The following is a 20,753-nucleotide window of genomic DNA, read 5'->3' on the forward strand; positions in this document are numbered from 1 at the left end:
GCTACCGGTCTCCCTTCGATTTGCCGGCGAGTTCGATCCGCGACACGTTGGCCACCCGGATCTGCGCGTGCACGTCGTGACCGGTCAGCTCGTTGCATGTGCTGGTGACCACCGTCTGGCTGCGGCCGAGGGCGATCAGCCGTTCCACCAGCACGTCGCGGTCCTCGTCGCTGGTGACCTTGTCGAGATTGCCCACCACCAGCAGTTCTGGGGTGTTGATGTTGGCCACCGCGATCCGCAGCAGCATCCGGTCCAGCTCGCTGACCTCGCCGACGTATTCGTCCAGCGGCGGCATCTCCAGGTCGCCGAACACCGGGCCGCAGACCCGCCGGCGCACCTGCTCGTCGGCCCGCGGCACCATCCGGTACCACGGTGAGTTCCACCGGACCTGTTCGGTGAGCAGGTCACGGACGGTCACCGACTCGTAGACGTTGTCCAGTTCGCCGATGCCGGCCAGCGCACTATGGGCGAAGATGTCGGTGGCGCGGGTGCGGCCGAACACGCTCAGCGTCCCGGATTTGGGGCGCATCCGGCCGGCCAGCGTCATCTGCAGGGCGGTGCGCCCCGAGCCGGCCTCGCACAGCAACACGGTCACCCCGCCCTCGTCGATGTCGAGGTCGACGGGTCCGTAGACCGGCCCCCACGGGCCGTTGACCCGGATGCCGCGGGCGACGACGGCGACCACCGGCGCCGCCTCCGTCTGCCCCGGCCCGGATACCGGTCCGGCCACGGATTCACTCACGGACTGACCTCCCATCGGCGGGCTGGGCCCGACGCCGTTTCCCGATCCGGCCAATCCCATCACATCTCTCCTCGACCTGCGGGAACGTCGGGGATGACGGGACGTCGCGGCACCGCGATGAGTACCCGACTTGCAAAATATGGAAACGATATTTCCGCTGGTGGTAGCGTCTCGGTGCGGTTCACGCCGGGCGCTGCCGGAGCCAACCCCAGCAGCCGGGGAGTACCGTCGTTTGCGCACATGTCGACGCCGAGCAGGAGGTAACCCCGGGCAATGCCGAAATTGTCCAGGCGCTCGGCGCGGCCGTCGAAGCGGGATGGGACCGCCGCCGGCGCCCGACCCGACGACACCGAGCTCATCGAGGCCGAGCTGATCAAGGCCGATGTGCTGGCGCTGGCCGCCGAGGCCGAGGCCGAAGCGGCCGAGGCCGAAGCCGAAGCCGCCCGGGCGCGCGCCGCGCTGCTCGACCACGCCGATGCCGCCGACGACGTTCCCGCTGAACCGCCGGTCACGACCTGGGAGCCCAGCGCCGAGGAGCTGGCCGCCGACGCTGAATCCGCCTCCGATATCGAGGCGGACGACGACGGCGTTGACAGCACCGACGAAGACGAAACGCCCGGCGACAAGGCTGCCCCGCGACGCCTGGCCGCGATCTGGCCGTGGCTGGCGGCGGCCGTGGCCGCCGTCCTCACCGGTGCGCTGATCGGCGTCAGTGTCTTCCTGGTCTGGCACCACCGCGAGCAGGACGCCGTCCAGACGCGCCGGGCCGAATTCGTCGCCGCCGCCAACACCGGGGTGGTCAACCTGCTGTCCATGGACTTCAGCAAGGGCGACGCCGACCTTCAGCGCCTGATCGACAGCACCACCGGTGAGTTCCGGTCGGACTTCGAGAACACCCGCGGCGCCTTCCTGAACGTGCTGCGGGCATCCAAGGCCACCACCACCGCCACCATCAAGGAAAGCGCCGTCGCGCAGATGGGCCGGGACTCCGCACTCGTGCTCGTCGCCGCCGGTTCGGAGGTCTCGAACACCGCGGCCGCCAAGCAACCACCGCGAGCCTGGCGGCTGGCGGTGACCGTCCGTCGTGACGGAGACCAGATCAAGATGTCGAAGGTGGAGTTCGTGCTGTGAACACTCCCGAGACGCCAACCGGACGGAAGACGACCATCGACACCCAGCCCAGCACCGATGTGCCGGACGTCATCGAGGACGAGACCACCGAGGCAGCCACCGAGGAGGCCGCCGGTGACACCGCCGACGCCGCACACACCGCCGACGACGCGCAGGAGTTCGACGAAGCGTTCGACGAGGCCGCTGCCGAGAGTGCGCGGCGCTGGGGCCGGATCGGCGCAATCGTCCTGGCCGTACTGCTGGTGATCTCCGCGATCACCGCCGCGACCCTGTATTTCGTGGTGTACCAGCCCGATCAGGCCACCGGGCCCAGAGCCCAGGACGCGGTGCTGGCCGATGCGAAGGCCGGTGCCGCCGCGGTCCTGTCCTATTCGCCGGACTCCCTCGAAGGCGATCTGAGCAAGGCGAAATCACACCTGACCGGTGAATTCCTGAACTATTACTCCGATTTCGTGGAGAGCACGGTCCGCCCGGCGGTCCGCACCAAGCATGTGTCGACCAGCGCTGAGGTGGTGCGGGCGGCCATCATCGAGATGCACCCAACCACGGCAAAGGTTCTCGCCTTCGTCAATCAGGCCACCACCAGCGACACTCTGGTCAGCCCCAAGGTGTCGCAGAGCAGTATCCGGATGGAGTTGCAGAAGGTCGGCAGCAGCTGGCTGATATCGGATTTCAAACCGGTCTGACGCCCTCAGCTCACCTCGACCACACCCACGTACTCCCCCACGAACAGCGACGGGTATACCCCGGTCCCGGCTTCGGACATCCAGTCGGCCGCCGGATCGTGACGGCGCACCCAGGCCCGGGCGCTGGCCTCGTCGTCGGCCTCCTGCAGGATCAGCACCTCGCCCGGGTCGTCGAATGCGCCGAACACCCAGACCTTCCGGATGCCGGCCCCGGCGAACTCCGCGCTCGACGCCCGGATCCGGGCGGTCAGCCAGCCCACGTCGTCGACCGACGCCATCGCCGCGATGACAGCGTGCCCGCCCGGGTCGGGTTCCCGGTGTTCGGTGAAGTCGAAGCGCGCCAGGATTTCTCCGGCGAACACCGCCGGGAAGTCGGTGATCCCGACGGCGTCGAACCACTCGTGGAACACCCCGGAGCGCAGCAGCTCGGTGATCGGTTCGCGGCTGCGCACGCCGAGCATCACCAGTACCCGGCCGGGATCCCGGATGGACCGGTAGACCATGGCGTGATGCGCCCCGAGATCGACCAGGCGGTCGCGGTTGCGTACCAGCAACGGGCGTACCCGGTCGGGATCGGGAATCCGGAAGTCCGAGGCGAGCACCAGTGAATGGCGGTACACGTCGGAGAAGGGCACCCTCACATCGTCGCCGCGCCCCGGGTTTACCGCAAGTGGTTAGCGCAGCAGGTCCTTCTGCACCTTGCCGGTGGCGCCCAGCGGCAGCGCGTCGAGGAAGACCACCGTCCGCGGCGCCTTGTAGCCGGCCATCCGGTCCTTGCTCCACCGGATCAACTCGGCCTCGGTGACCGAGTCGGCGCCGGCAGCGCGCACGACGAATGCCTTGCCCACCTGGCCCATCCGCTCGTCGGGGGTGCCGATGACGGCCACCTGGTCGACACCGGGATGTTCCAGCAGGTACCCCTCGATCTCCGCCGGGTAGGCGTTGAACCCGCCGACGATGAACATGTCCTTCTTGCGCCCGACGATCCGCAGCCGCCCGCTGTCGGTGAACTCACCGAGATCCCCGGTGTGCAGCCAGCCGTCGGCGTCGATGGCCGCGGCGGTGGCCTCGGGGTCGTCGAGATAGCCGGCCATCACGCCGTAGCCTCGGACCAGCACCTCGCCGTCGTCGGCGATGCGGACCTCCACCGACTCGCACGGCAGGCCCGCGGTGGTAGCCACGTCGGCGAACGAGTCACCGGGGCGCGACAGCGTGACATTGCCCGCCTCGGTGAGCCCGTAACCGGTCATCAGGGTCTGGAACGGCAACTCTTCGTGGATGCGGCGGACCAGGTCGACCGGGATGTCCGCGGCCCCGGTGACCCCGGCGCGCAGCGTCGAGAGCCCGGATTTGTCGGCGACGGCCAGCAGTGAGTAGTAGAGCGTCGGCGGTCCGGGCAGCATGGTGACGCGTTCGCTCTCGATGAGGGCGACCACGGTGTCGGGGTCGAATACCGCCACCGGGAGCATGGTCGCGCCGCGCAGCAGCGAGGCCACCAGCCCGGCCTTGAGTCCGAAGGTGTGGAAGTACGGGTTGACCATCAGATAGCGGTCGCCGCGGCGCAGGTCGGCCAGCGCGGCCCACTCCTCGTACATCCGCAGCGTCTGCCGGTGATTCATCATGGCGCCCTTGGGCCGCCCGGTGGTGCCCGAGGTGTAGATGACGTCACAGATGTCGTCACCGCTGAGCCAGTCCGCCGGCTCGACGGCGAACGGCGCTGCCTCGGTGAGGAAGTCGGACTTCACGTCGACGACGCGGACGCCTGGGAGCTCGAAATCCTGTCCCAGGAAACCCTTCTGGACCAGCACCACCCGGGCGCCGCTGCGGGCCACCACGTCGGCGGCCTCCTCCGGCCGGAATCGGGTGTTGACCGGGACCAGGACCGCGCCGGCGGTCATGATGCCGAAGGCGGCGATGATCCACTCGGCGCTGTTGGGCGCCCACAGCGCCACCCGGTCCCCCTTGGCCACCCCGATACCCGCGAGCGCGCCCGCCGCGAGGCGGACGCGCTCGGCGAGTTCGGTGAAGGACAACCGCAACGGACCGTCGACGACGGCCTCGGCCGCGCCGAAGCGGTCCGCTGCGCTCAAGACCATCTCGGGGATGGTCTGCCACGGTTGCCCCGGGGTCACACCGTCACGAGGCGAGACAGGTTGCCGCCCATGATCTTCGCCTGGTCCTCGACCGAGAGGTGCTCCAGCGCGGTGACATAGTGCGTCGGCTCGGCCAGGCCCTCAGGGTGCGGCCAGTCCGAACCGTAGAGCACCTGGTCCACGCCGATCAGGTTGATCAGCTCGTCGATGCCCTCTTCGTAGAACGGGCTGACGTAGATGCGGTTCTTGATCTCCTCGATCGGGTTGCCCAGGAACGCCTCGGGGGCCTTCTTGTACACCTCGGCCATCGAATCCAGCAGCGGGAACATCCATTTCGAGCCGGCCTCGACGATGCCGACCTTCAGCTTCGGGTGCCGGAACAGCGCGCCGTGGATGACCCAGGAGGCCACGGCGTCCTGGATCGGGCGCCACTCGTTGAGGATCGACATGGCGTTGGTCTGGAACGGCAGCATCTCCTCCGCCGCGCCGTCCCACTCCGAGGTGTAGCGCGAGTAACCGCTGTCGGAGGAGTGCATGCCGACGAACACGTCGTACTCCACGCACTTGGCCCAGAACGGGTCGAACTCCGGCAGCGCGAACGAGCGCGGGCCGCGGAAACCGGGCACCGGCGCGGGCCGCACCAGGATGGCGCGGGCACCGCGCTTGACGGCCCAGTCCAGTTCCTCGATGGCCTTCTCCACGATCGGCAGCGTGATGACCGGGGTGGTGAAGATGCGGTTCTGGTAGTTGAAGCCCCAGACCTCGTCGAGCCACTGGTTCAGCGAGTGGATGAGCACGTGGATGGCCACCGGATCGTCGCGCAGCCGCTCCTCGATGAGGCTGGCCAGCGTCGGGAACATCAGCGAGCGGTCGACGCCGAGCTGGTCCATCAGCTCCAGTCGCGGCGCGGGCTCGAAGAACGCGGGGATGGAGCGCATCGGCTCACCGAACAGCTCCCGCTTGCTCTTGCCGTCGGGGTTGCCGAACTTGAAGTACTCCTCCCAGGCGCCGGGCTTGGCGACGACGGAGAAGGTCGGGTTGGGGATGTAGTTGCTGATCTGCCCGCGGACGGCGATCTTGGTACGCCCGTTGACCTCGACGTACTGGACGATGTCCTTGTACTCCTTGGGCAGGTACTTGGTCAGCGCCTCCGGCGGTTCGTAGAGGTGGTTGTCCGCATCGAACAGCGGAAACGGGATGTCGACCTTGTGCGAAAGTTGGCCCATGCGAATGCTCCTATCCGTTCGGGAGAATCATATTCTCACAGGTCCGCGGAAAGCAATAAGCGACGCCTCCAGCCGGCTCGCATGCACTCGGCTTTGTACGCAAGGAGCATGTCGAACGGCTCGCCGAGGCCGACCAAACCGTCGGCCTTATCTGGCAACGATCAGGCAGGTGCTGCTGGCAGTTGCGAGGACAGTGCCGTGACCGTCACGGAGATCGGCCTCGGCGAAGCCCGCCCGCTTCCCGGCCTTGGTTACCCACCCCCGGGCGACGATGTCGCCCTTGTACGCCTGGATCGGCCGCAGGAAGCTGACCTTGATCTCGATCGAGCTATAGCCGAAGCCTGCGGGAAGGGTCGAATGGACCGCGCAGCCGGCCGCGGAGTCGAGCACGGTGCAGGCCAGCCCGCCGTGCACCATGCCGATCGGGTTGTAGACCGATTCGTCTGGCGCACAGGCGAAGGAAACCTCCCCCTCGGCCACGTCGACCAGCCGGAAACCCATCAGCTCGCCCATCGGTGCACCCGGGATGTCGCCGCGCATCCACTTCGTGAGGAAGTCCCGTCCGGAGAGTCCGCGACCGAGCTCCGCTGTGGCGAGCGGATCGTGCCATCGGACCGTCCTGGTCCGGACGCCGTGGGCCGCGGAGAGATCGGGATCGTTCGTGTGCGGGAAGGTGGTCATCGTCGTTTTCTCCTTCATGTGCTCGTAGTCGGCAGGCACCACAGACGCACGTACCTGCCACTCGGGTGTCCGCTCTAGCTTCTTTAAAGAAAGTTAGCTAGACTCTATCTGACTGTCAATATCGAAGTGAGGTGCATCGTGGACTGGCTCAGCCTCGACACGCAGAACTGCCCCGTGCAACGCACGCTCGCGCTCGTCGGCGAAAAGTGGAGCCTGCTTCTCATTCGCGAAACGATCAACGGCGTCCGCAGGTTCGACGACTTCCGGGACCATCTGGGCATGTCCGAGGCCGTCTTGTCGGACCGGCTCCGCAAACTCCTGGCCGCCGGCATCCTCGACACCCGCCCGTACCGCCCGGAAGGCGGTCGCACCCGCAACGAGTACGTACTCACCGACAAGGGCTGGGACCTCTGGCCGGTGATCGTCTCACTCATGCAATGGGGCGACAAGTACACCGCGGACCCCGAAGGGCCGTTCCTCGACGTCCGCCACGCCGACTGCGGCGCGCCGGTTCGCGTGATCGTCGAATGCAGCGACAGTCACGAAGAAGTCACACGCACGCAGATCACCGTCAACCCGGGGCCGTCGGCCCGCGAGCGCACAGTGGCCCGAAACCTGGAGTCACGATGATCGACGCACGTCAGCACCCCCCACTCGGCACCACGGACCTCCTCGTCCTGGCGACCGACTTCGACGACCGCGGCGGCTGGGTGCTCGATTCACAGTTCCAGTCCCAGATGGGCGGCGCGTACCTCCTGGCCCACGGACTCGGGAGCCCCGTCGCCGATGCCTCGGCCTCCGTCCAGATCCCGCACCCGGGCGAGTACCACGTCTGGGCACGTGCCAAGGACTGGGTGCCGGCGCACCACCCGGGGCGCTTCACCGTCACCATCGGCGATCAGACCCTGGAGACGGAGTTCGGTGCGAACGGTCAAGACTGGTCGTGGGAACGCGCTGGCACCGTCAGCCTCTCCGAGGGCGCCGCGCGAATCGAGCTGCACGATCTGACCGGCTTCGACGGACGGTGCGACGCCATCTACCTCAGCCTCAGCGATGTCCCGCCGCCGGAGGGGAACAACGCCGTCACCCGGGCCTGGCGCCGACGCCTGCGCAGGCTGCCCGCCAGCCCAGAGAACGCCGGCAAGTTCGACGTCATCGTGGTCGGTGGCGGCGTTACCGGTGCCGCCGGAACTCTCGCCGCAGCGCGGCTGGGGCTGCGCGTGGGCCTGATCCACGGCCGACCGGTACTCGGCGGCAACGCGAGCGTCGAGATCGGACTCACGCCCCGCGGGGAGACCGGCCCGCTCGTGCACGAGCTCATCGCGCGGCATCCCGACGGTGACCTGCTCGCCCGCGACGTACTCGACCGGGAGGCGAACGTCTCGGTGTTCACCGAGCACGAGGTCTTCGACGTCGTCGTCGACGGCCGGCGGGTCACCGCGGTCGATGCCCGCGACACTCGCACGGGGGCGGAGTACCGGTTCACGGCGCCGATTGTGATCGACTGCAGCGGAACGGCGATCGTCGGCTTATTGGCCGGAGCACGCACCCTGTTCGGAAACGAATCGGCGGCCGAGTACGGCGAGCCGTCCGCGCCGGCCGAGCACCTCGACCAACATCACGGCCACACGGTGTTCTTCCGCACGCGCGAATCGGATGCGGCGGTGACCTTCCCGGACGTCCCTTGGGCGCAGGAGGTCGCCAAGGACTACGCGAACCTCAACGGTCAGCTCAGCGAGCCCGGCGTGGACAACGTCCCCGGCCCCGTCGCCGGTCGGTTCCGTACGCCGGACCCGGAGATCCGCCGGCGGATGCTGGTCCCCGCCACCCACTTCTGGGAGTACGGGCAGTGGCTGGACCCGTACACCCAGGGCGAACAGATCCGCGACCACCTCCTCCGCGCCGTGTACGGGACCTTCGCCAACGTCAAACAGATCGAGCCCGAGACCTACGCGAACCTCGCGCTGGACTGGGTGGCCTTCGTCGCGGGGCAGGGCGAGTTCCGGCGCTACCTCGGCGACTACGTCCTCACCGAGACCGACATCCGCGAGCACCGGGAGTTCCCCGACGCCGTCGCGCTGAACTCCGGTCCGTTCTGCCTGCACTACCCGATCGACAAGGACTACGACTTCCGGCTCCGCGACTGGAAGTGGGACACCCGCGACGGGCTGCCCTTCGAGGTGCCCTTCCGCTGCCTGTACTCCGCGGACCTCGACAACGTCATGATGGCCGGCAAGCACATCAGCGTCACCCACATCGCCGGTTCGACCACCAAGTTCATGGGCAACGGCGCCCAACACGCCATCGCCACCGCCGCCGCCGCGGCACTGTGCCTAAAGCACGAGGTGACTCCGCAACGACTCGCAGCCGACCACATCGATGAACTCCAGCGAACGGTGGCGGGGCTGACCGAGGCCGGCGTGGGAAGTGCACAGTCGTAGGAGCTGATGAGACGTGCAAGACGCTTCACCTGCCCGCGACCGGGGGGAAGGGCTGCGTCACCATCCATCGCGTGGAATCAGGCGTTCTCCCAGCTGGTCGGCGCCGCGTCGAGGTCGATCTCGAGCGTCTCGAGAAAGCGCGCCGTCATCATGTAGAACCCGGTGAGCAGGGAGACCGTGGCGGCACCCTGCTCACCGAGGACGGCCACGGCACCGTCGAACGCCGCGGTACCCGCCTTCGGCTGCGCAACCATGTCGTCGACGAACCGCAGAACCGCGCGTTCGCCCTCCGTCAGCGTGCTGAACTCCCCAGACTGAATCGCTGCGAGCTCGTCCTGGCCCACGCCGACCGACGTGGCGATATCGGCGTGCTGCATCCACTCGTAGGAACTGCCGCAGAGGACGCCGACGCGGAGAATGACCATCTCCCGGATCCGGGGTGCCAGAGGCGAACTCGACAGCGCTGCCCCCAGAGCAAGATAGCCGTCCGCGATGTCGGGCGTCGTTCGCAGCAGGCCCGCGACGAGGTTCGCGGGGAATCGGTGGTAGATCGTCTTCTCCCGCTCGGTTGCGACCGAGGTGTCGACGAGGGCGATCCTTGCCATGATGTCTTCCTGTTCAGTCGGTTTCGTCGAAGACCTGCTGGACGGTGCGCATCGCGGCCAACGAGGCGGGCGCGCCGCAGTACCCCGCGGTCTGGATGATCGCCTCGACGATCTCCTCGCGGCTCAGGCCGTTGGTGAGCGCCCCGCGGACGTGCCCGGCCAGCTCGCCCTCGGCACGCAGCGCGGTCAGCATGCCGATGTTGAGCAGGCTACGATCCCGGCGGCTCAGGCCCGGCCGGTTCCAGACGGCGTCCCAGACGTGTTCGGTGACGTGCCGCTGCAGCTCCTCGGATGCCGTCCCCGCGGTCCGGGCGAGAGCACGATCGACGAAATCGTCGCCCATCACCTGCCTCCGCGTCGCCATCCCGGCGTCGTACGCACTCTCGTCGGTCACGCGGACTCCCGATTCACCTGGATCGACGGTCCATGCCCGGGAACGATCGTGCGAGCGGGGTGGTTCTCGAGAAGCCGTGCACTGTCGCGCGTGCGGGCCTCGTCCTGGTTGAAGAACGCAGGCAAGATCTGCGGACCGGAACACGGGCTGAGCGGGTGCCCGGTGACGAGGGCGTCACCGGAGAACAGCACGCCCTCGCTCTCCAGGAAGTACGCCGTGTGCCCCGTTGTGTGGCCTGGTGTCGCGATCGTCGTCAGTCGCCCGGGCAGGTCCACGTCGTCGGCGCTGACGGCCGACGGGACCTTCAGGTCCATGCGCCCCCGGACCGCGATCATGGTCTGGGCCACCCAGCGCCGGCCCGCGGAGTACGTGAGCTGTTGGAGCATCTCCTTCGGCGTGATCTGCTCCAGGTACTCGCGCCGGGCGTGCGGCACCTCGGCTGCGCCGGTGTAGACCGGCATCCCGACCTTCTCGACGAGAGTGGGGATCGCGCCGATGTGGTCAAGGTGCGCGTGGGTGATGAGGACCGCGGCCACGTCGGCAGGGTCGTGCCCGATCTCACCCAACGACTTCAGCAAGTCGGCCGTGTCGCCGTAGTAGCCCGCGTCGATGAGCGTCACGCCGGCATCGCTGGTGACCAGCGCCCAGTTGACGTTCGTCCCCGCCACCGCGTAGACCGAGTCGGATACCTGGTCGATCTTCATTCTTCTCCTCCGATGAGGTGCTCGACGACCCCGATGCCGTCGATCTCGAGCCGCAGCGTCTGGCCGGGGGCGAGCCAGCGCCCCAACTCCATTCCCGATCCGCCGGGCAGCGTCCCCGTCGAGAACAGTTCTCCGGGGAAGAGCTGCTCGCCCTGCGAGCAGTGCGCGATCGCCTCGCCCAGCGAGTACCGCATTCCCTCTGTTCCCGTCTCCGCGACCAGCTCACCGTCGATCGTCACGCTCGCCGTCCGCCGATCGAGATCGGCTTCGAGGTCCGGCCCCGTGACCGCGGTCGACGACATGGAGCTCACGAAGTGCTTGGACCGCTGCGGCCCGAAACCCGATTGCATCTCGGCAAGCTGCACATCCCGGGCCGAGAAGTCGTTGATGACGACGAGGGCGCCGATGGCCGCCGCCGCCTCCTCCGGTGAGGCGTTGAGCAGCGGGCGCGCCAGCACCGCACCGAGCTCCAGCTCGAAGTCGAGCGCTGTCGTGTACGCCGGGGCGTGGACCGGCGCACCGGACGGGATGATCGTGAGAGCGTTGGACATGTAGTAGATCGGCTGGCGGTACCACAGCGAGTTCGGGCGGAACTGCGGGAAGCTCTCGCCGTTCTCCCGCTCGAAGGCGACGGCCTCCTCGTAGACCTGAGGCATGAATCGTCGGGCCATCCCACGGGAGGCGTCGATCACGTGCTTCTCGAAGAGCATGAAGTCGCGAAAGGACCCCGGGCACACCGGAAGCACCGCGGCACCGTCGGGCATGCCCGCGTACCGCGCGAGCTCGAAGTCCTGCCGGAACGGCGACTGCCAGGCGAGCTGCTCGCTCGCCCGCCAGCCCTCGCCGGTGTCGGCCTGCGCCTCGATGCCGCCGCCGGCACGGTTGAGCAGTCGCCGAATCGTGTTCCGGCTCATGACCGCACCGCCCCGTCGGCGGCGAGCAGGTGGCGACGGAAGAAGTCGTACGACAGCCGAATCCAGTCATCGCCGTGGCCCATGGCGCAGTGGTCATCACCGTCGTACAGCACAAGCTCGCCGTGGGGTGCGCCGATGGCGATGTCGATCGAGTCCTGGGTGCTGACGAGCGTGTCGTCGGCCCCGTTGATCACCAACAACGGGATGGGAATGCGCGCGTAGTAGTCGGCGATCGGCATGGCCCCGAGCTTCTTCAGGGTGTCCGCCATGCTCGTCGCACCCGCGGCGTTGCTCAGCGTGGACACCATGATCTCCGGCAAGCCGAACGATGCGGCCGGTCCGAAGCTCCGGTTCGTGGGCGCCCCGTTCGCGACGGCAACCTTCAGGCGCGGGTCGACCGCCGCCATACGGGTGGCCCAGTAGGCGCCGAAGCTGAGGCCCATCAGCCCGATGCGCTCGCCGTCCACCCGAGGATCGCCGGCGAGGAAGTCGATGACCTTCGTGTACACGCGCTCAGCGGCGGGCGACAGCGACTCGCGGTAGGCGTAGGTGCCCGGCATCTCCATGACGAACATCGCGATGCCGCCTGACCGGTACTTCAGCAGCGGGAGGAGGGCCTCGGCCAGCGTGCCCTCGACGCCGTTGGTCAGGAGCACGACGGGCGGCTTCTCCGCGCCGTTCGGGACCACGAAGTAGCCGCGCACCAGGTCCCCGTCGCCGAAGGGGATCTCCACCAGCTCGATCGTCACACCCATCGCGGGCGCCAGCGCGGTCAGCAGGATCTCGCCGAGGACGTGCGAGCGCTCGTAGGCGCGGAGCCGGAGCGGGCTCCAGCCCGGCCAGGCCGCGACGAACTCGTAGGTCATCGCCTTGATCAGGCCGTCGAGTGCGGTCGCCGCATCGGCGTGGACGGGATTCTCCGCGCAGAAGCGATCGGCCGCAAGAGGATCGGCTGCGGCATCACGATCGGCGAGGATCGTGACGGCGGGGGCGAGCAGCTCGCCCAGGGCGCGGACATCTACCGTTCCGCCGCCGAGCAGTTCGCTCGTGCCCGGCCCTCCGAGCTCGGCGAGCGCAGCGTCGGCCGCAGCCAAGTGCCGGTCGGCGATGGCCTCCCAGTAGCCGGCCCAGTTCGCGTCCTCGAACGATCGACACCCATCCAACTGCTGATGGAACTCATCCTTGTCGATCCCGCCGAGGTGCGTGAATCGGTCGGCGAAGAGCTTCGGCAGGAAGGGCGCCGGGCCGAGCCGGCGAGTCGCCGCCTCGGTCGTGTGTGTGAGAGCGCAGGCGGTCACCATCGCTCGCTGGGCCAGGTCGGTCAGGGACATCGTGGTTCCTCCGGGATGCTACTACCGCAGAATCCTCTGCTTTTGGATGATGCTACGACTGAATTCAGGCAAACGCAATAGTTTCTGCGTTAACATGCCCCTGTGGCCGAATCCGAAGCGCTCCGCCGACCAGGAGGTCGTTCTGCTCGCGTGCGCGACGCCGTCCACCAGGCCGTCCTGGAGACGGTGATCGAGCTGGGGGTGGACAAGGTCGGCATCCCCGAGGTCAGCCGCCGCGCCGGCGTGCGCGACAGCTCGATCTACCGACGCTGGGGAACGCGCGAGAACCTCCTCGTCGACGCGCTCGTGTCCGCCAGCGAGGATTCGCTCCCCGTGCCGGACACGGGATCCCTCCACGGCGACCTCACGGCCTTCGCGAGCGCTCTCATCGACTACCTGGGCACTCCCCTGGGCGACGGACTCGCGCGGACACTCGCCTTCATCCCCGACTCCGAGGGCATCCGGTCCGCGCGGGAAGAGTTCTGGAACGCCCGACTGCAGACGCTCCTGCCGATGATCGCTCGGGCGATCGAGCGCGGTGAGGTGCCGCCGGACGTCGACGGGCGCATCCTCATCGAGCTCGTCATCGCACCGATCCACTTCCGGCATCTGCTCACCCGGGAACACACCGACCACGCACTCGCGAGCAGCCTCGCAGCCACGGCAATTCGGGCAGCACAAACCACCCCGGTTTCATCGTCGGAAACCTCGGTTGACCATGAACAGGCTCACCGCGCGGCCCGTCCGGTGGCCGGCGTGACGTGTGCCCCTGAACCCATCAAATGATGGGCATGCCGGACCCGGCCGATCAGCAACTCTCCGATGTCACTCGGACGGCTGATCCGCGGCCACCCGGCTGCGCCAATCCTCGGGCAGCCGGCGCGGTCCCTCCAGGAAGGCCAGCCAGCGGTGGGCGAACTCCTGGGTCTCGGCGTGCCCGACGGTCATGTCGAGCAGTTCCTCCTGGACCAGGACCTGCGTCGCGCCGGTCAGCAGCACGATCAGCACCGTCGGGCTGAACTCCTCGAACGGCACGTCGTAGCGCGACATGGCCTCGGTGAACACCCGAATCTGTTCTCGCCGGAACAGCTCGCCGAACTTGGCGATCTCGGCGCGCAGCGTCTTGCGGTGGTTGGCCAGCGCGACGAATTCCATGGTCATGCCGGTTCCGGCCGGGTCGGTGTTGAGCTCCCACAGCGCCCACAGCGGCTGCTCGGATTCCAGGGCGAGTTCCTGGTAGTACTGCATCTGTTCGGCGCGGCGCCGGAACAGCTCCAGGAACAGCTCGTCCATGGTGCGGAAGTAGTAGTGCACCAGCTGCGGTTTCAGCCCCGCCTTGTCGGCGACCCGGCGCGACGTCACCGCCGCATACCCCTCGTCGCGCATCAGCGCCTCTGCCGCGTCGAGCAGAACCGTGCGGTTCTTGGCCTCCGGTGCGCCCAGTCGGCGCCCGGCTCCGACGGTGCTTGCCGCCGACGATGTCATGCCCACAACTCCGAACTGTCGATGCTTTACGGCCGGTCCCGGCTTCCCCTCGACACGCTGCGCGTCATGGTAATGCAGCGGGGCGATCCTTGACCGTGTGACGCACCTCATGCTAAGCAGGTGCTCAGCACCTGTCAGCCCTTTCAGGAGAATTCGCCTTGACCCAAACCGAGCCCGGTGTCGACTTCGACAACATCGACTACTTCACCGACCCAGCGCTGGTTCCGGATCCGTACCCCTACTACGACCACCAGCGCTCCCAGTGCCCGGTGCTCAAGACCAAGAACTACGGGGTCGTCGCCGTCACCGGCCACGAAGAAGCGTCGATCGTCTACAAGGACGCCGACCTGTTCTCCTCGTGTATCGCGGTCGGCGGACCGTTCCCCCCGCTGCCCTTCACCCCCGAGGGCCCCGACATCACCGAGCAGATCGCCGAGCACCGCGACCAGCTGCTGATGAGCGAGCACATGGTCACCATGGACCCGCCGCAGCACACCCGCGCCCGGTCGCTGCTCAACCGGCTGCTGACGCCCAAGCGCCTCAAGGAGAACGAGGCGTTCATGTGGCCGTTGGCCGACCAGTTCCTCGACGACATCGTCCCCAAGGGCCGCTGCGAATTCCTGGAGGAGTACGCCAAGCCCTTCTCGATGCTGGTCATCTGCGACCTGCTCGGGGTGCCCGCCGAGGACCACGAGGAATTCCGCCAGATGCTGGCGCCGCGGCCGGGCAACGCGGTGGGATCCCTCGACGGCAACACCATGGATCACAACCCGCTGCAGTGGCTGGAAGACAAGTTCAGCGCATATCTGGAGGACCGCCGGGCCAATCCGCGCGATGACATCCTCACCGGGCTGGCCACCGCCAAATACCCCGAGGGCGACACCCCGGAGATCATCGACGTCGTCAAGAGCGCGACATTCCTGTTCGCCGCGGGCCAGGAGACCACCACCAAGCTGCTGTCCGCGGCCATGCGGGTGCTCGCCGAGAATCCCGCCGTCGTCGAACGCCTGCGCAACGACCGCACCCGCATCCCGAACTTCGTCGAGGAGATGCTGCGGATGGAGAGCCCGGTCAAGTCGGCCTTCCGGCTGGCCAAGAAGGACACCGTGCTCGCCGGCGTGGAGATCCCGGCCGGCACCATCCTGATGATCAACCCGGGCGCGATCAACCGCGATCCGCGCCGCTTCGAATGCCCGCATGAGTTCGACATCGACCGGCACAACGTGCGCGAGCACCTGGCGTTCAGCCGCGGCGCGCACTCGTGCCCGGGCGGCCCGCTGGCCCGGGTCGAGGGCCGGGTGTCCATCGAACGGATCCTGGACCGGATGACCAACATCGCCCTGGATCCCGAGTTCCACGGCCCCGACCGCGACCAGTTCAACTACGAGCCGACGTTCATCCTGCGCGGTCTGACCGAAATCCACATCACGTTCGACGCCATCGACAACCCCGTGGAGCACTGAGATGACCACGACCGAAGCCGATCTGTACTACGACCCGTACAGCGTCGAACTCAACATGAATCCCTACGCCGTGTTCGCGCGGCTGCGGGAAGAAGCCCCGCTGTACTACAACGAGGCGCAGGACTTCTACGCGCTGAGCCGCTTCGACGACGTCAACAAGGCCGTCATCGACCACGAGACGTTCATCTCCGGCCGCGGTGCACTGTTGGAGATCATCAAGTCCGGCATGGAGATTCCGCCCGGCACGTTGATCTTCGAGGACCCGCCGATCCACAACATCCACCGCAACCTGCTGTCCCGGATGTTCACCCCCCGCAAGGTGCTGGCACTGGAACCGCAGATCCGCGAGTTCACCGCCCGCTGCCTGGACCCGGTCGTCGGCACCGGCAAGTTCGACTTCGTCAACGACCTGGGCGAGCAGATGCCGATGCGGGTGATCGGCATGCTGCTGGGCATCCCCGAGGACCAGCAGCGCGCCATCACCGATCACGGCGAGGAGACCCTGCAGAAGGAGAAGGTCGACGCGCTGGCCACCGGTGAGGTGTTCGGCGAGTTCCTCGACTGGCGCATCGATCACCCCTCCGACGACATCATGACCGAACTGCTCAACGCCGAGTTCACCGACGAGACCGGCGTGCGGCGCAAGATGACCCGCGACGAGCTGCTGATGTACCTGATCGTCATCGCGACCGCGGGTGCCGAGACCACCACCCGGCTGATCGGCTGGGCCGGAAAGACATTGGCGGACTACCCCGAACAGCGGGCGCAGCTGGCCGCCGACCCGAGCCTGATCCCGCAGGCGATCGAGGAGATCCTGCGCTGGGAGCCCCCGGCGCTGCAGATCGCCCGGTACGTCGCGCGCGACGTCGAGTACTACGGCCGGACGGTTCCGGAGGGCTCGGCGATGCTGATGCTCATCGGCGCCGCCAACCGCGACCACCGGCGCTTCCCGCCCGACGGCGACGTGTTCGACATCCACCGGGAACAGCGCTCGCACATGACCTTCGGCGCGGGCACCCACTTCTGCATGGGCAACGCGCTGGCCCGTCTGGAGGGCCGCATCGCGCTGGAGGAGATCCTGCGGCGTTTCCCCGAGTGGGAGGTGGACTGGGCGAACGCCAAGCCGTCGCCCACCACCGCGGTGCGCGGCTGGGAGGCCATGCCCGCCTTCGTCGGCTGAACACCGAACATTTCCCGACCACCGAACATTTCCCGACCACCGAATTCCCAAACAACACAGAAGGACTGAAATGGCAGGACGTCTCGAAGACAAAGTCGCGTTCATCACCGGCGCGGCGCGCGGACAGGGTCGCGCACATGCGGTGCGACAGGCGCAGGAGGGCGCCGACATCATTGCGATCGACATCTGCGGGCCGATCCGGCCGGGTACCGAAACCGCCATCCCGGCGTCGACGCCGGAGGATCTCGCAGAGACCGCGGAGATCGTCAAGAACCTGGGTCGCCGGATCGTGACCGCCGAGGTCGACGTGCGGGATTTCGACGCCGTCAAAGCCGCGGTGGACAGTGGTGTCGAGCAACTCGGCCGACTCGACATCGTCGTTGCCAATGCCGGCATCGGAAACGGCGGCGACCTGCTGCACGAGACGTCACAGCAGGACTGGGACGAGATGATCGATACCAATCTGTCCGGAGTCTGGAAGTCCGTAAAGGCCGCTGTCCCGCACATCATCGCCGGCGGCCGTGGCGGTTCCATCATTCTGACGAGCTCGGTGGGCGGCCTCAAGGCGTACCCCCACTGTGGCAACTACGTGGCCGCCAAGCACGGAGTGGTGGGCCTGATGCGCTCCTTCGGCGTGGAGTTGGGCCAGCACATGATCCGGGTCAACAGCGTGCACCCGACCCACGTCAGCACCGACATGATCATGAACGAGGGAACCTGGAAGCTGTTCCGTCCCGATCTGGAGAACCCGGGCCCCGACGACATGGCCCCGATCTGCCAGCTGTTCCACACCTTGCCGATTCCGTGGGTGGACGCCGAAGACATCGCCAACGCCGCGCTGTTCTTCGCCTCCGACGAATCCCGCTACGTCACCGGAGTCACGCTGCCGGTCGACGCGGGCAGCTGCTTGAAGTAGCGACGACGTCAAAAGCCACCTCCGCGGGATCGCTCCGCGGAGGTGGCTTTTTTCAGCGATCGGGGTGGCAGCGGGCCGAACGGCGCAGGACATGGAAGCATTACCTGTCCAGTTCCCGCGGAAGCGCTGTGATACCCGACGCCGCTGGGGTAGTACTCAACCATGGCAAAGACTGACCAGGCTCCCCCCGGCACGGTCGACGGTTCCCGGGCCCCGCTGATCGGGCCAAAGATGTGGGTGCTGTTCGCCGTCGTCACGGCATGTTTCACCGCGTGGGGCGTGGCCGCGGACCTCACCACCCCGATGGTCGCAGGTTTCAAGAACATCTTCGTGATGAACACGTTCCAGGCCTCCCTGGTGCAGCTGGCGTACTTCGGCGCCTACTTCCTGCTGGCCATCCCGGCGGCGTTCATCAACAACCGGTTCGGCTACAAGGCCGGTCTGCTCAGCGGCCTGCTGCTGGCCGCGGCCGGATCCCTGGCGTTCTATCCGGCCGCCCACATCATGACCTACGGGGCCTTCCTCGCAGCGCTGTTCCTGATCGCCGCGGGCTGCTCCATCCTGGAAACCTCGGCGAACCCGTTCGTGCTGTCCCTGGGCCCGGAGGAGACGGCCACCCGCCGGCTCAACCTGGCGCAGGCGTTCAACCCGGTGGGCACCAACATCGGCGTCTTCCTGGCGGCGATGCTGATCCTGCCCAAGCTGGAGACGCCGGTGAACCTGGCCAGCCTGAGCCCCGAGGAGGCACGGACCATCCGGGCCAGCCAGCTCGCCGCGGTGATGGGCCCGTACCTGGGCCTGGGTTTCGTGCTCATCGCGATCGCGCTGACCATCGCGTTCAGGAAGGCGCCGAAGGCCGTCGACGAGTTCCCCGACGCCGGCGCTGCGGGCCCGGGCGTGTTCCGGAAGCTGTTGTCCAACAAGCACTACACGCTGGGCGTCGTCGCACAGTTCTTCAACGTCGCCGGCCAGGTGTGCACCTGGACCTACATCATCCAGTACACCCAGCAGGCGCTGAACGGATCGCTGAAGCTGGGCGGGATCGTGCTGCAGATCAGCCTGATCGTGTTCCTGGTCTCCCGCTTCGTGATGACCTGGGTGATCGGCCGGATCCGGGCCACCAAGGTGCTGGCGGTGCTGGGCGCCCTCGGTGTGGCGCTGTGCCTGTTCGCGATGGCCTCCCCCAACATCTACGGCGTCATCGCGTTGATCTCGGTGTCCATCTCGATCTCGCTGATGTTCCCCACCATTTACGGGGTCGCACTCAAGGGACTGGGCCCGGCCACCAAGTTCGGGGCGGCGGGACTGGTGATGGCGATCGTCGGCGGCGCCATCATGCCGATGATCCAGGGCCGGATCCTCGACGCCACCACCCCCGCCGTCTCGTTCATCATCCCGGCGGTGTGCTTCGCCGTCGTCACCGCTTACGCGATCTTCGACCTCACGGCCCAGCCACAGCAGTCGGGAGCCCACGCATGAAACGTCTACTGATCGCCCTGCTCGCGCTGGTCGTCGCGGCGTGCAGCAGCGGCGGCGACACCGGGAACTTCACCGAGCCCACCGACCGCCTCGAGGTGCTGTCCTGGTGGGTGTCGCCGTCCGAGCGCCCGGCGTTCCAGTCCCTGGTCGACGCATTCACCGCCGCCAACCCGCAGGTGAGCGTCATCGACAACACCATCTCCGGCGGCGCCGGCGCCAACATGCAGGTCACCCTGGCGTCGCGGCTGGTGGCCAAGGACCTGCCCGACGTCTGGCAGACGCTGGTCGGAACCTCCGTGCGAGGCTGGGCCGACGCCGGACACATCGTCGACGTGTCGGACATCGTCACCGAGACCGGCCTGGCCAACACCATGCCGCAACCGCTGCTGGATTCGCTGACCGCCGGCGGAAAGCAGTGGGGGGTGCCGACCGGGGCGCACCGTGGCAACAACCTGTGGTTCAACCTGCACGCGCTGGCGCGGGCGGGGATAGCTCCGCCGCAGGCCGGCTACACCGCCGATCAGTTCTCCGCCGACCTGCGCGGGGCGGCCGGGGCCGGGGTGACGCCGCTGTGTCTGGGGGCCAAGGACCGCTTCGCCGCCGTCGAGCTGTTCGAAAACACCCTGCTGAGCGTGATCGGGGCCGACGGCTGGTCTCGGATCGCCGCGGACAAGTTCGACTGGTCGGGCCCCGAGGTCCGCGAGGCGCTGGGCAGGTTCGCCGACTACGTCGACCACGCCGACCCCAAGGCCCGCGATCTGGGCTGGAGCGAGGCGGCCGGCAAGCTGGCCCGCGGCGAGTGCGCCTTCCTGGTGATGAACGATTCGGTGTACGGCGAGCTGACTGCCGGCCACGTCACCGACGGCGTCGACTTCGGGCGCGCCGCCTTTCCCGGCACCGACAGCTATTACATCGCCATCGTGGACGCGTTCGTCGCCGCCAAGACCGCCCGCAACGGGGTCAACGCGCTGAAATTCCTGCGGACGATCGCCGACCCGGCGACCAACCTGGCCTTCAACAAGCTCAAGGGGTCGGTGCCGGTCCGCGCGGACGTGGACACCTCCTCGCTGCCGCCGTACCAGCGCGCGGCGTCCCAGGCGCTCTGGCACGACACCATCCTGTTGTCGATGGCCACCGCCGAGCTCGGCAGCCCGGCGTTCCAGCAGGGTCTCTACGACGCCGTCTACGCGTACCTGGGTTCGCACAACGAGCGGGCATTCATCGACACCGTGCAGAACTCGGTGACCGTTCCGATCGCCGGCCGGTAGTGCGGCACCGCCCG

Annotated in this window: 21 protein-coding genes; 10 read left to right on the forward strand and 11 right to left on the reverse strand. The window is 67.7% G+C overall.

Annotated elements, in window-relative coordinates; translation table 11 throughout:
- Position 1 precedes the first annotated feature (1 nt).
- The gene (locus tag G6N16_RS17285) at positions 2–742 is read right to left on the reverse strand and encodes an ATP-binding cassette domain-containing protein (protein WP_234805798.1); all 741 of its coding nucleotides are present in this window, start codon (positions 740–742) and stop codon (positions 2–4) included.
- A 273-nt stretch (positions 743–1,015) separates the two neighbouring features.
- Here G6N16_RS17285 and G6N16_RS17290 point away from each other — a divergent pair, with 273 nt between their 5' ends.
- Together G6N16_RS17290 and G6N16_RS17295 are read left to right on the forward strand one after the other, a co-directional pair.
- Positions 1,016–1,873 (forward strand): Rv1363c family protein, encoded by an 858-nt coding sequence (locus G6N16_RS17290; RefSeq protein ID WP_083030327.1) that lies wholly within the window; start codon positions 1,016–1,018, stop codon positions 1,871–1,873.
- Positions 1,870–2,559 (forward strand): hypothetical protein, encoded by a 690-nt coding sequence (locus G6N16_RS17295; RefSeq protein WP_083030326.1) that lies wholly within the window; start codon positions 1,870–1,872, stop codon positions 2,557–2,559. The genes G6N16_RS17290 and G6N16_RS17295 overlap by 4 nt, the downstream gene beginning before the upstream one ends.
- Before the next feature lie 5 nt (positions 2,560–2,564).
- Here the strand turns inward: G6N16_RS17295 and G6N16_RS17300 are convergent, their stop codons facing one another.
- The 4 genes from G6N16_RS17300 to G6N16_RS17315 form a co-directional block, all read right to left on the reverse strand.
- Positions 2,565–3,194, reverse strand: coding sequence for a fatty-acid--CoA ligase (locus G6N16_RS17300; protein WP_083030325.1), 630 nt, complete (start codon positions 3,192–3,194; stop codon positions 2,565–2,567).
- A 39-nt stretch (positions 3,195–3,233) separates the two neighbouring features.
- Positions 3,234–4,691 carry a FadD3 family acyl-CoA ligase gene (locus tag G6N16_RS17305; protein ID WP_264024347.1) on the reverse strand — a complete coding sequence of 486 codons (1,458 nt, stop codon included), beginning with the start codon at positions 4,689–4,691 and terminating at the stop codon, positions 3,234–3,236.
- Positions 4,688–5,878: an amidohydrolase family protein gene (locus G6N16_RS17310; protein ID WP_083030324.1), complete on the reverse strand. Its 1,191-nt coding sequence runs from the start codon at positions 5,876–5,878 to the stop codon at positions 4,688–4,690. Before G6N16_RS17310 ends, G6N16_RS17305 begins: the two co-directional genes overlap by 4 nt.
- Before the next feature lie 147 nt (positions 5,879–6,025).
- Positions 6,026–6,598, reverse strand: coding sequence for a PaaI family thioesterase (locus tag G6N16_RS17315; RefSeq protein WP_234805797.1), 573 nt, complete (start codon positions 6,596–6,598; stop codon positions 6,026–6,028).
- Between the two features lie 99 nt (positions 6,599–6,697).
- Between G6N16_RS17315 and G6N16_RS17320 the strand changes: the two genes are divergently transcribed.
- Together G6N16_RS17320 and G6N16_RS17325 are read left to right on the forward strand one after the other, a co-directional pair.
- On the forward strand, positions 6,698–7,189 hold the full coding sequence (locus tag G6N16_RS17320; RefSeq protein ID WP_083030323.1) for a winged helix-turn-helix transcriptional regulator: 492 nt from the start codon (positions 6,698–6,700) through the stop codon (positions 7,187–7,189).
- A complete protein-coding gene (locus G6N16_RS17325) occupies positions 7,186–9,000 on the forward strand; it encodes an FAD-dependent oxidoreductase (RefSeq protein WP_083030322.1) in 1,815 nt (604 codons plus the stop codon). Before G6N16_RS17320 ends, G6N16_RS17325 begins: the two co-directional genes overlap by 4 nt.
- A gap of 77 nt (positions 9,001–9,077) precedes the next feature.
- Here the strand turns inward: G6N16_RS17325 and G6N16_RS17330 are convergent, their stop codons facing one another.
- The 5 genes from G6N16_RS17330 to G6N16_RS17350 are packed head-to-tail and all read right to left on the reverse strand — an operon-like array spanning position 9,078 to position 12,948.
- Positions 9,078–9,605: a carboxymuconolactone decarboxylase family protein gene (locus tag G6N16_RS17330; protein WP_083030321.1), complete on the reverse strand. Its 528-nt coding sequence runs from the start codon at positions 9,603–9,605 to the stop codon at positions 9,078–9,080.
- A 13-nt stretch (positions 9,606–9,618) separates the two neighbouring features.
- A complete protein-coding gene (locus tag G6N16_RS17335) occupies positions 9,619–9,969 on the reverse strand; it encodes a carboxymuconolactone decarboxylase family protein (protein WP_083030360.1) in 351 nt (116 codons plus the stop codon).
- Between the two features lie 26 nt (positions 9,970–9,995).
- Complete coding sequence (locus tag G6N16_RS17340) at positions 9,996–10,703, reverse strand: MBL fold metallo-hydrolase (RefSeq protein ID WP_083030320.1); 708 nt, start codon at positions 10,701–10,703, stop codon at positions 9,996–9,998.
- Complete coding sequence (locus tag G6N16_RS17345) at positions 10,700–11,617, reverse strand: fumarylacetoacetate hydrolase family protein (protein ID WP_083030319.1); 918 nt, start codon at positions 11,615–11,617, stop codon at positions 10,700–10,702. The genes G6N16_RS17340 and G6N16_RS17345 overlap by 4 nt, the downstream gene beginning before the upstream one ends.
- Positions 11,614–12,948, reverse strand: coding sequence for an alpha/beta hydrolase family protein (locus G6N16_RS17350; RefSeq protein WP_083030318.1), 1,335 nt, complete (start codon positions 12,946–12,948; stop codon positions 11,614–11,616). Before G6N16_RS17350 ends, G6N16_RS17345 begins: the two co-directional genes overlap by 4 nt.
- 102 nt (positions 12,949–13,050) lie before the next feature.
- Here G6N16_RS17350 and G6N16_RS17355 point away from each other — a divergent pair, with 102 nt between their 5' ends.
- Complete coding sequence (locus G6N16_RS17355; protein ID WP_083030317.1) at positions 13,051–13,734, forward strand: TetR/AcrR family transcriptional regulator; 684 nt, start codon at positions 13,051–13,053, stop codon at positions 13,732–13,734.
- A 39-nt stretch (positions 13,735–13,773) separates the two neighbouring features.
- Here the strand turns inward: G6N16_RS17355 and G6N16_RS17360 are convergent, their stop codons facing one another.
- Positions 13,774–14,433 carry a TetR/AcrR family transcriptional regulator gene (locus G6N16_RS17360; protein ID WP_083030316.1) on the reverse strand — a complete coding sequence of 220 codons (660 nt, stop codon included), beginning with the start codon at positions 14,431–14,433 and terminating at the stop codon, positions 13,774–13,776.
- A 158-nt stretch (positions 14,434–14,591) separates the two neighbouring features.
- Here G6N16_RS17360 and G6N16_RS17365 point away from each other — a divergent pair, with 158 nt between their 5' ends.
- From G6N16_RS17365 to G6N16_RS17385, 5 genes are all read left to right on the forward strand, one after another.
- Positions 14,592–15,896: a cytochrome P450 gene (locus tag G6N16_RS17365; RefSeq protein ID WP_083030315.1), complete on the forward strand. Its 1,305-nt coding sequence runs from the start codon at positions 14,592–14,594 to the stop codon at positions 15,894–15,896.
- Between the two features lies 1 nt (position 15,897).
- Complete coding sequence (locus G6N16_RS17370; protein ID WP_083030314.1) at positions 15,898–17,076, forward strand: cytochrome P450; 1,179 nt, start codon at positions 15,898–15,900, stop codon at positions 17,074–17,076.
- A 70-nt stretch (positions 17,077–17,146) separates the two neighbouring features.
- On the forward strand, positions 17,147–17,992 hold the full coding sequence (locus G6N16_RS17375) for a mycofactocin-coupled SDR family oxidoreductase (protein ID WP_083030313.1): 846 nt from the start codon (positions 17,147–17,149) through the stop codon (positions 17,990–17,992).
- Positions 17,993–18,154: 162 nt separating this feature from the next.
- Positions 18,155–19,471, forward strand: coding sequence for an L-fucose:H+ symporter permease (gene fucP / locus G6N16_RS17380; protein WP_083030312.1), 1,317 nt, complete (start codon positions 18,155–18,157; stop codon positions 19,469–19,471).
- Positions 19,468–20,739 carry an ABC transporter substrate-binding protein gene (locus tag G6N16_RS17385; RefSeq protein WP_083030311.1) on the forward strand — a complete coding sequence of 424 codons (1,272 nt, stop codon included), beginning with the start codon at positions 19,468–19,470 and terminating at the stop codon, positions 20,737–20,739. The genes fucP and G6N16_RS17385 overlap by 4 nt, the downstream gene beginning before the upstream one ends.
- Positions 20,740–20,753: the final 14 nt, after the last annotated feature.

The organism is Mycolicibacterium insubricum (assembly GCF_010731615.1).
In the GTDB taxonomy this organism is placed as follows: domain Bacteria; phylum Actinomycetota; class Actinomycetes; order Mycobacteriales; family Mycobacteriaceae; genus Mycobacterium; species Mycobacterium insubricum.

What these genes read in the sequence shown, in the direction of transcription:
- G6N16_RS17370 (WP_083030314.1), top strand. Translation starts at nt 15,898, where the DNA reads ATGACCACGACCGAAGCCGATCTGTACTACGACCCGTACAGCGTCGAA.
- G6N16_RS17385 (WP_083030311.1), top strand. Translation starts at nt 19,468, where the DNA reads ATGAAACGTCTACTGATCGCCCTGCTCGCGCTGGTCGTCGCGGCGTGC.
- G6N16_RS17375 (WP_083030313.1), top strand. Translation starts at nt 17,147, where the DNA reads ATGGCAGGACGTCTCGAAGACAAAGTCGCGTTCATCACCGGCGCGGCG.
- G6N16_RS17335 (WP_083030360.1), bottom strand. Translation starts at nt 9,969, where the DNA reads ATGGCGACGCGGAGGCAGGTGATGGGCGACGATTTCGTCGATCGTGCT.
- fucP (WP_083030312.1), top strand. Translation starts at nt 18,155, where the DNA reads ATGGCAAAGACTGACCAGGCTCCCCCCGGCACGGTCGACGGTTCCCGG.
- G6N16_RS17325 (WP_083030322.1), top strand. Translation starts at nt 7,186, where the DNA reads ATGATCGACGCACGTCAGCACCCCCCACTCGGCACCACGGACCTCCTC.
- G6N16_RS17345 (WP_083030319.1), bottom strand. Translation starts at nt 11,617, where the DNA reads ATGAGCCGGAACACGATTCGGCGACTGCTCAACCGTGCCGGCGGCGGC.
- G6N16_RS17350 (WP_083030318.1), bottom strand. Translation starts at nt 12,948, where the DNA reads ATGTCCCTGACCGACCTGGCCCAGCGAGCGATGGTGACCGCCTGCGCT.
- G6N16_RS17330 (WP_083030321.1), bottom strand. Translation starts at nt 9,605, where the DNA reads ATGGCAAGGATCGCCCTCGTCGACACCTCGGTCGCAACCGAGCGGGAG.
- G6N16_RS17360 (WP_083030316.1), bottom strand. Translation starts at nt 14,433, where the DNA reads ATGACATCGTCGGCGGCAAGCACCGTCGGAGCCGGGCGCCGACTGGGC.
- G6N16_RS17290 (WP_083030327.1), top strand. Translation starts at nt 1,016, where the DNA reads ATGCCGAAATTGTCCAGGCGCTCGGCGCGGCCGTCGAAGCGGGATGGG.
- G6N16_RS17340 (WP_083030320.1), bottom strand. Translation starts at nt 10,703, where the DNA reads ATGAAGATCGACCAGGTATCCGACTCGGTCTACGCGGTGGCGGGGACG.
- G6N16_RS17310 (WP_083030324.1), bottom strand. Translation starts at nt 5,878, where the DNA reads ATGGGCCAACTTTCGCACAAGGTCGACATCCCGTTTCCGCTGTTCGAT.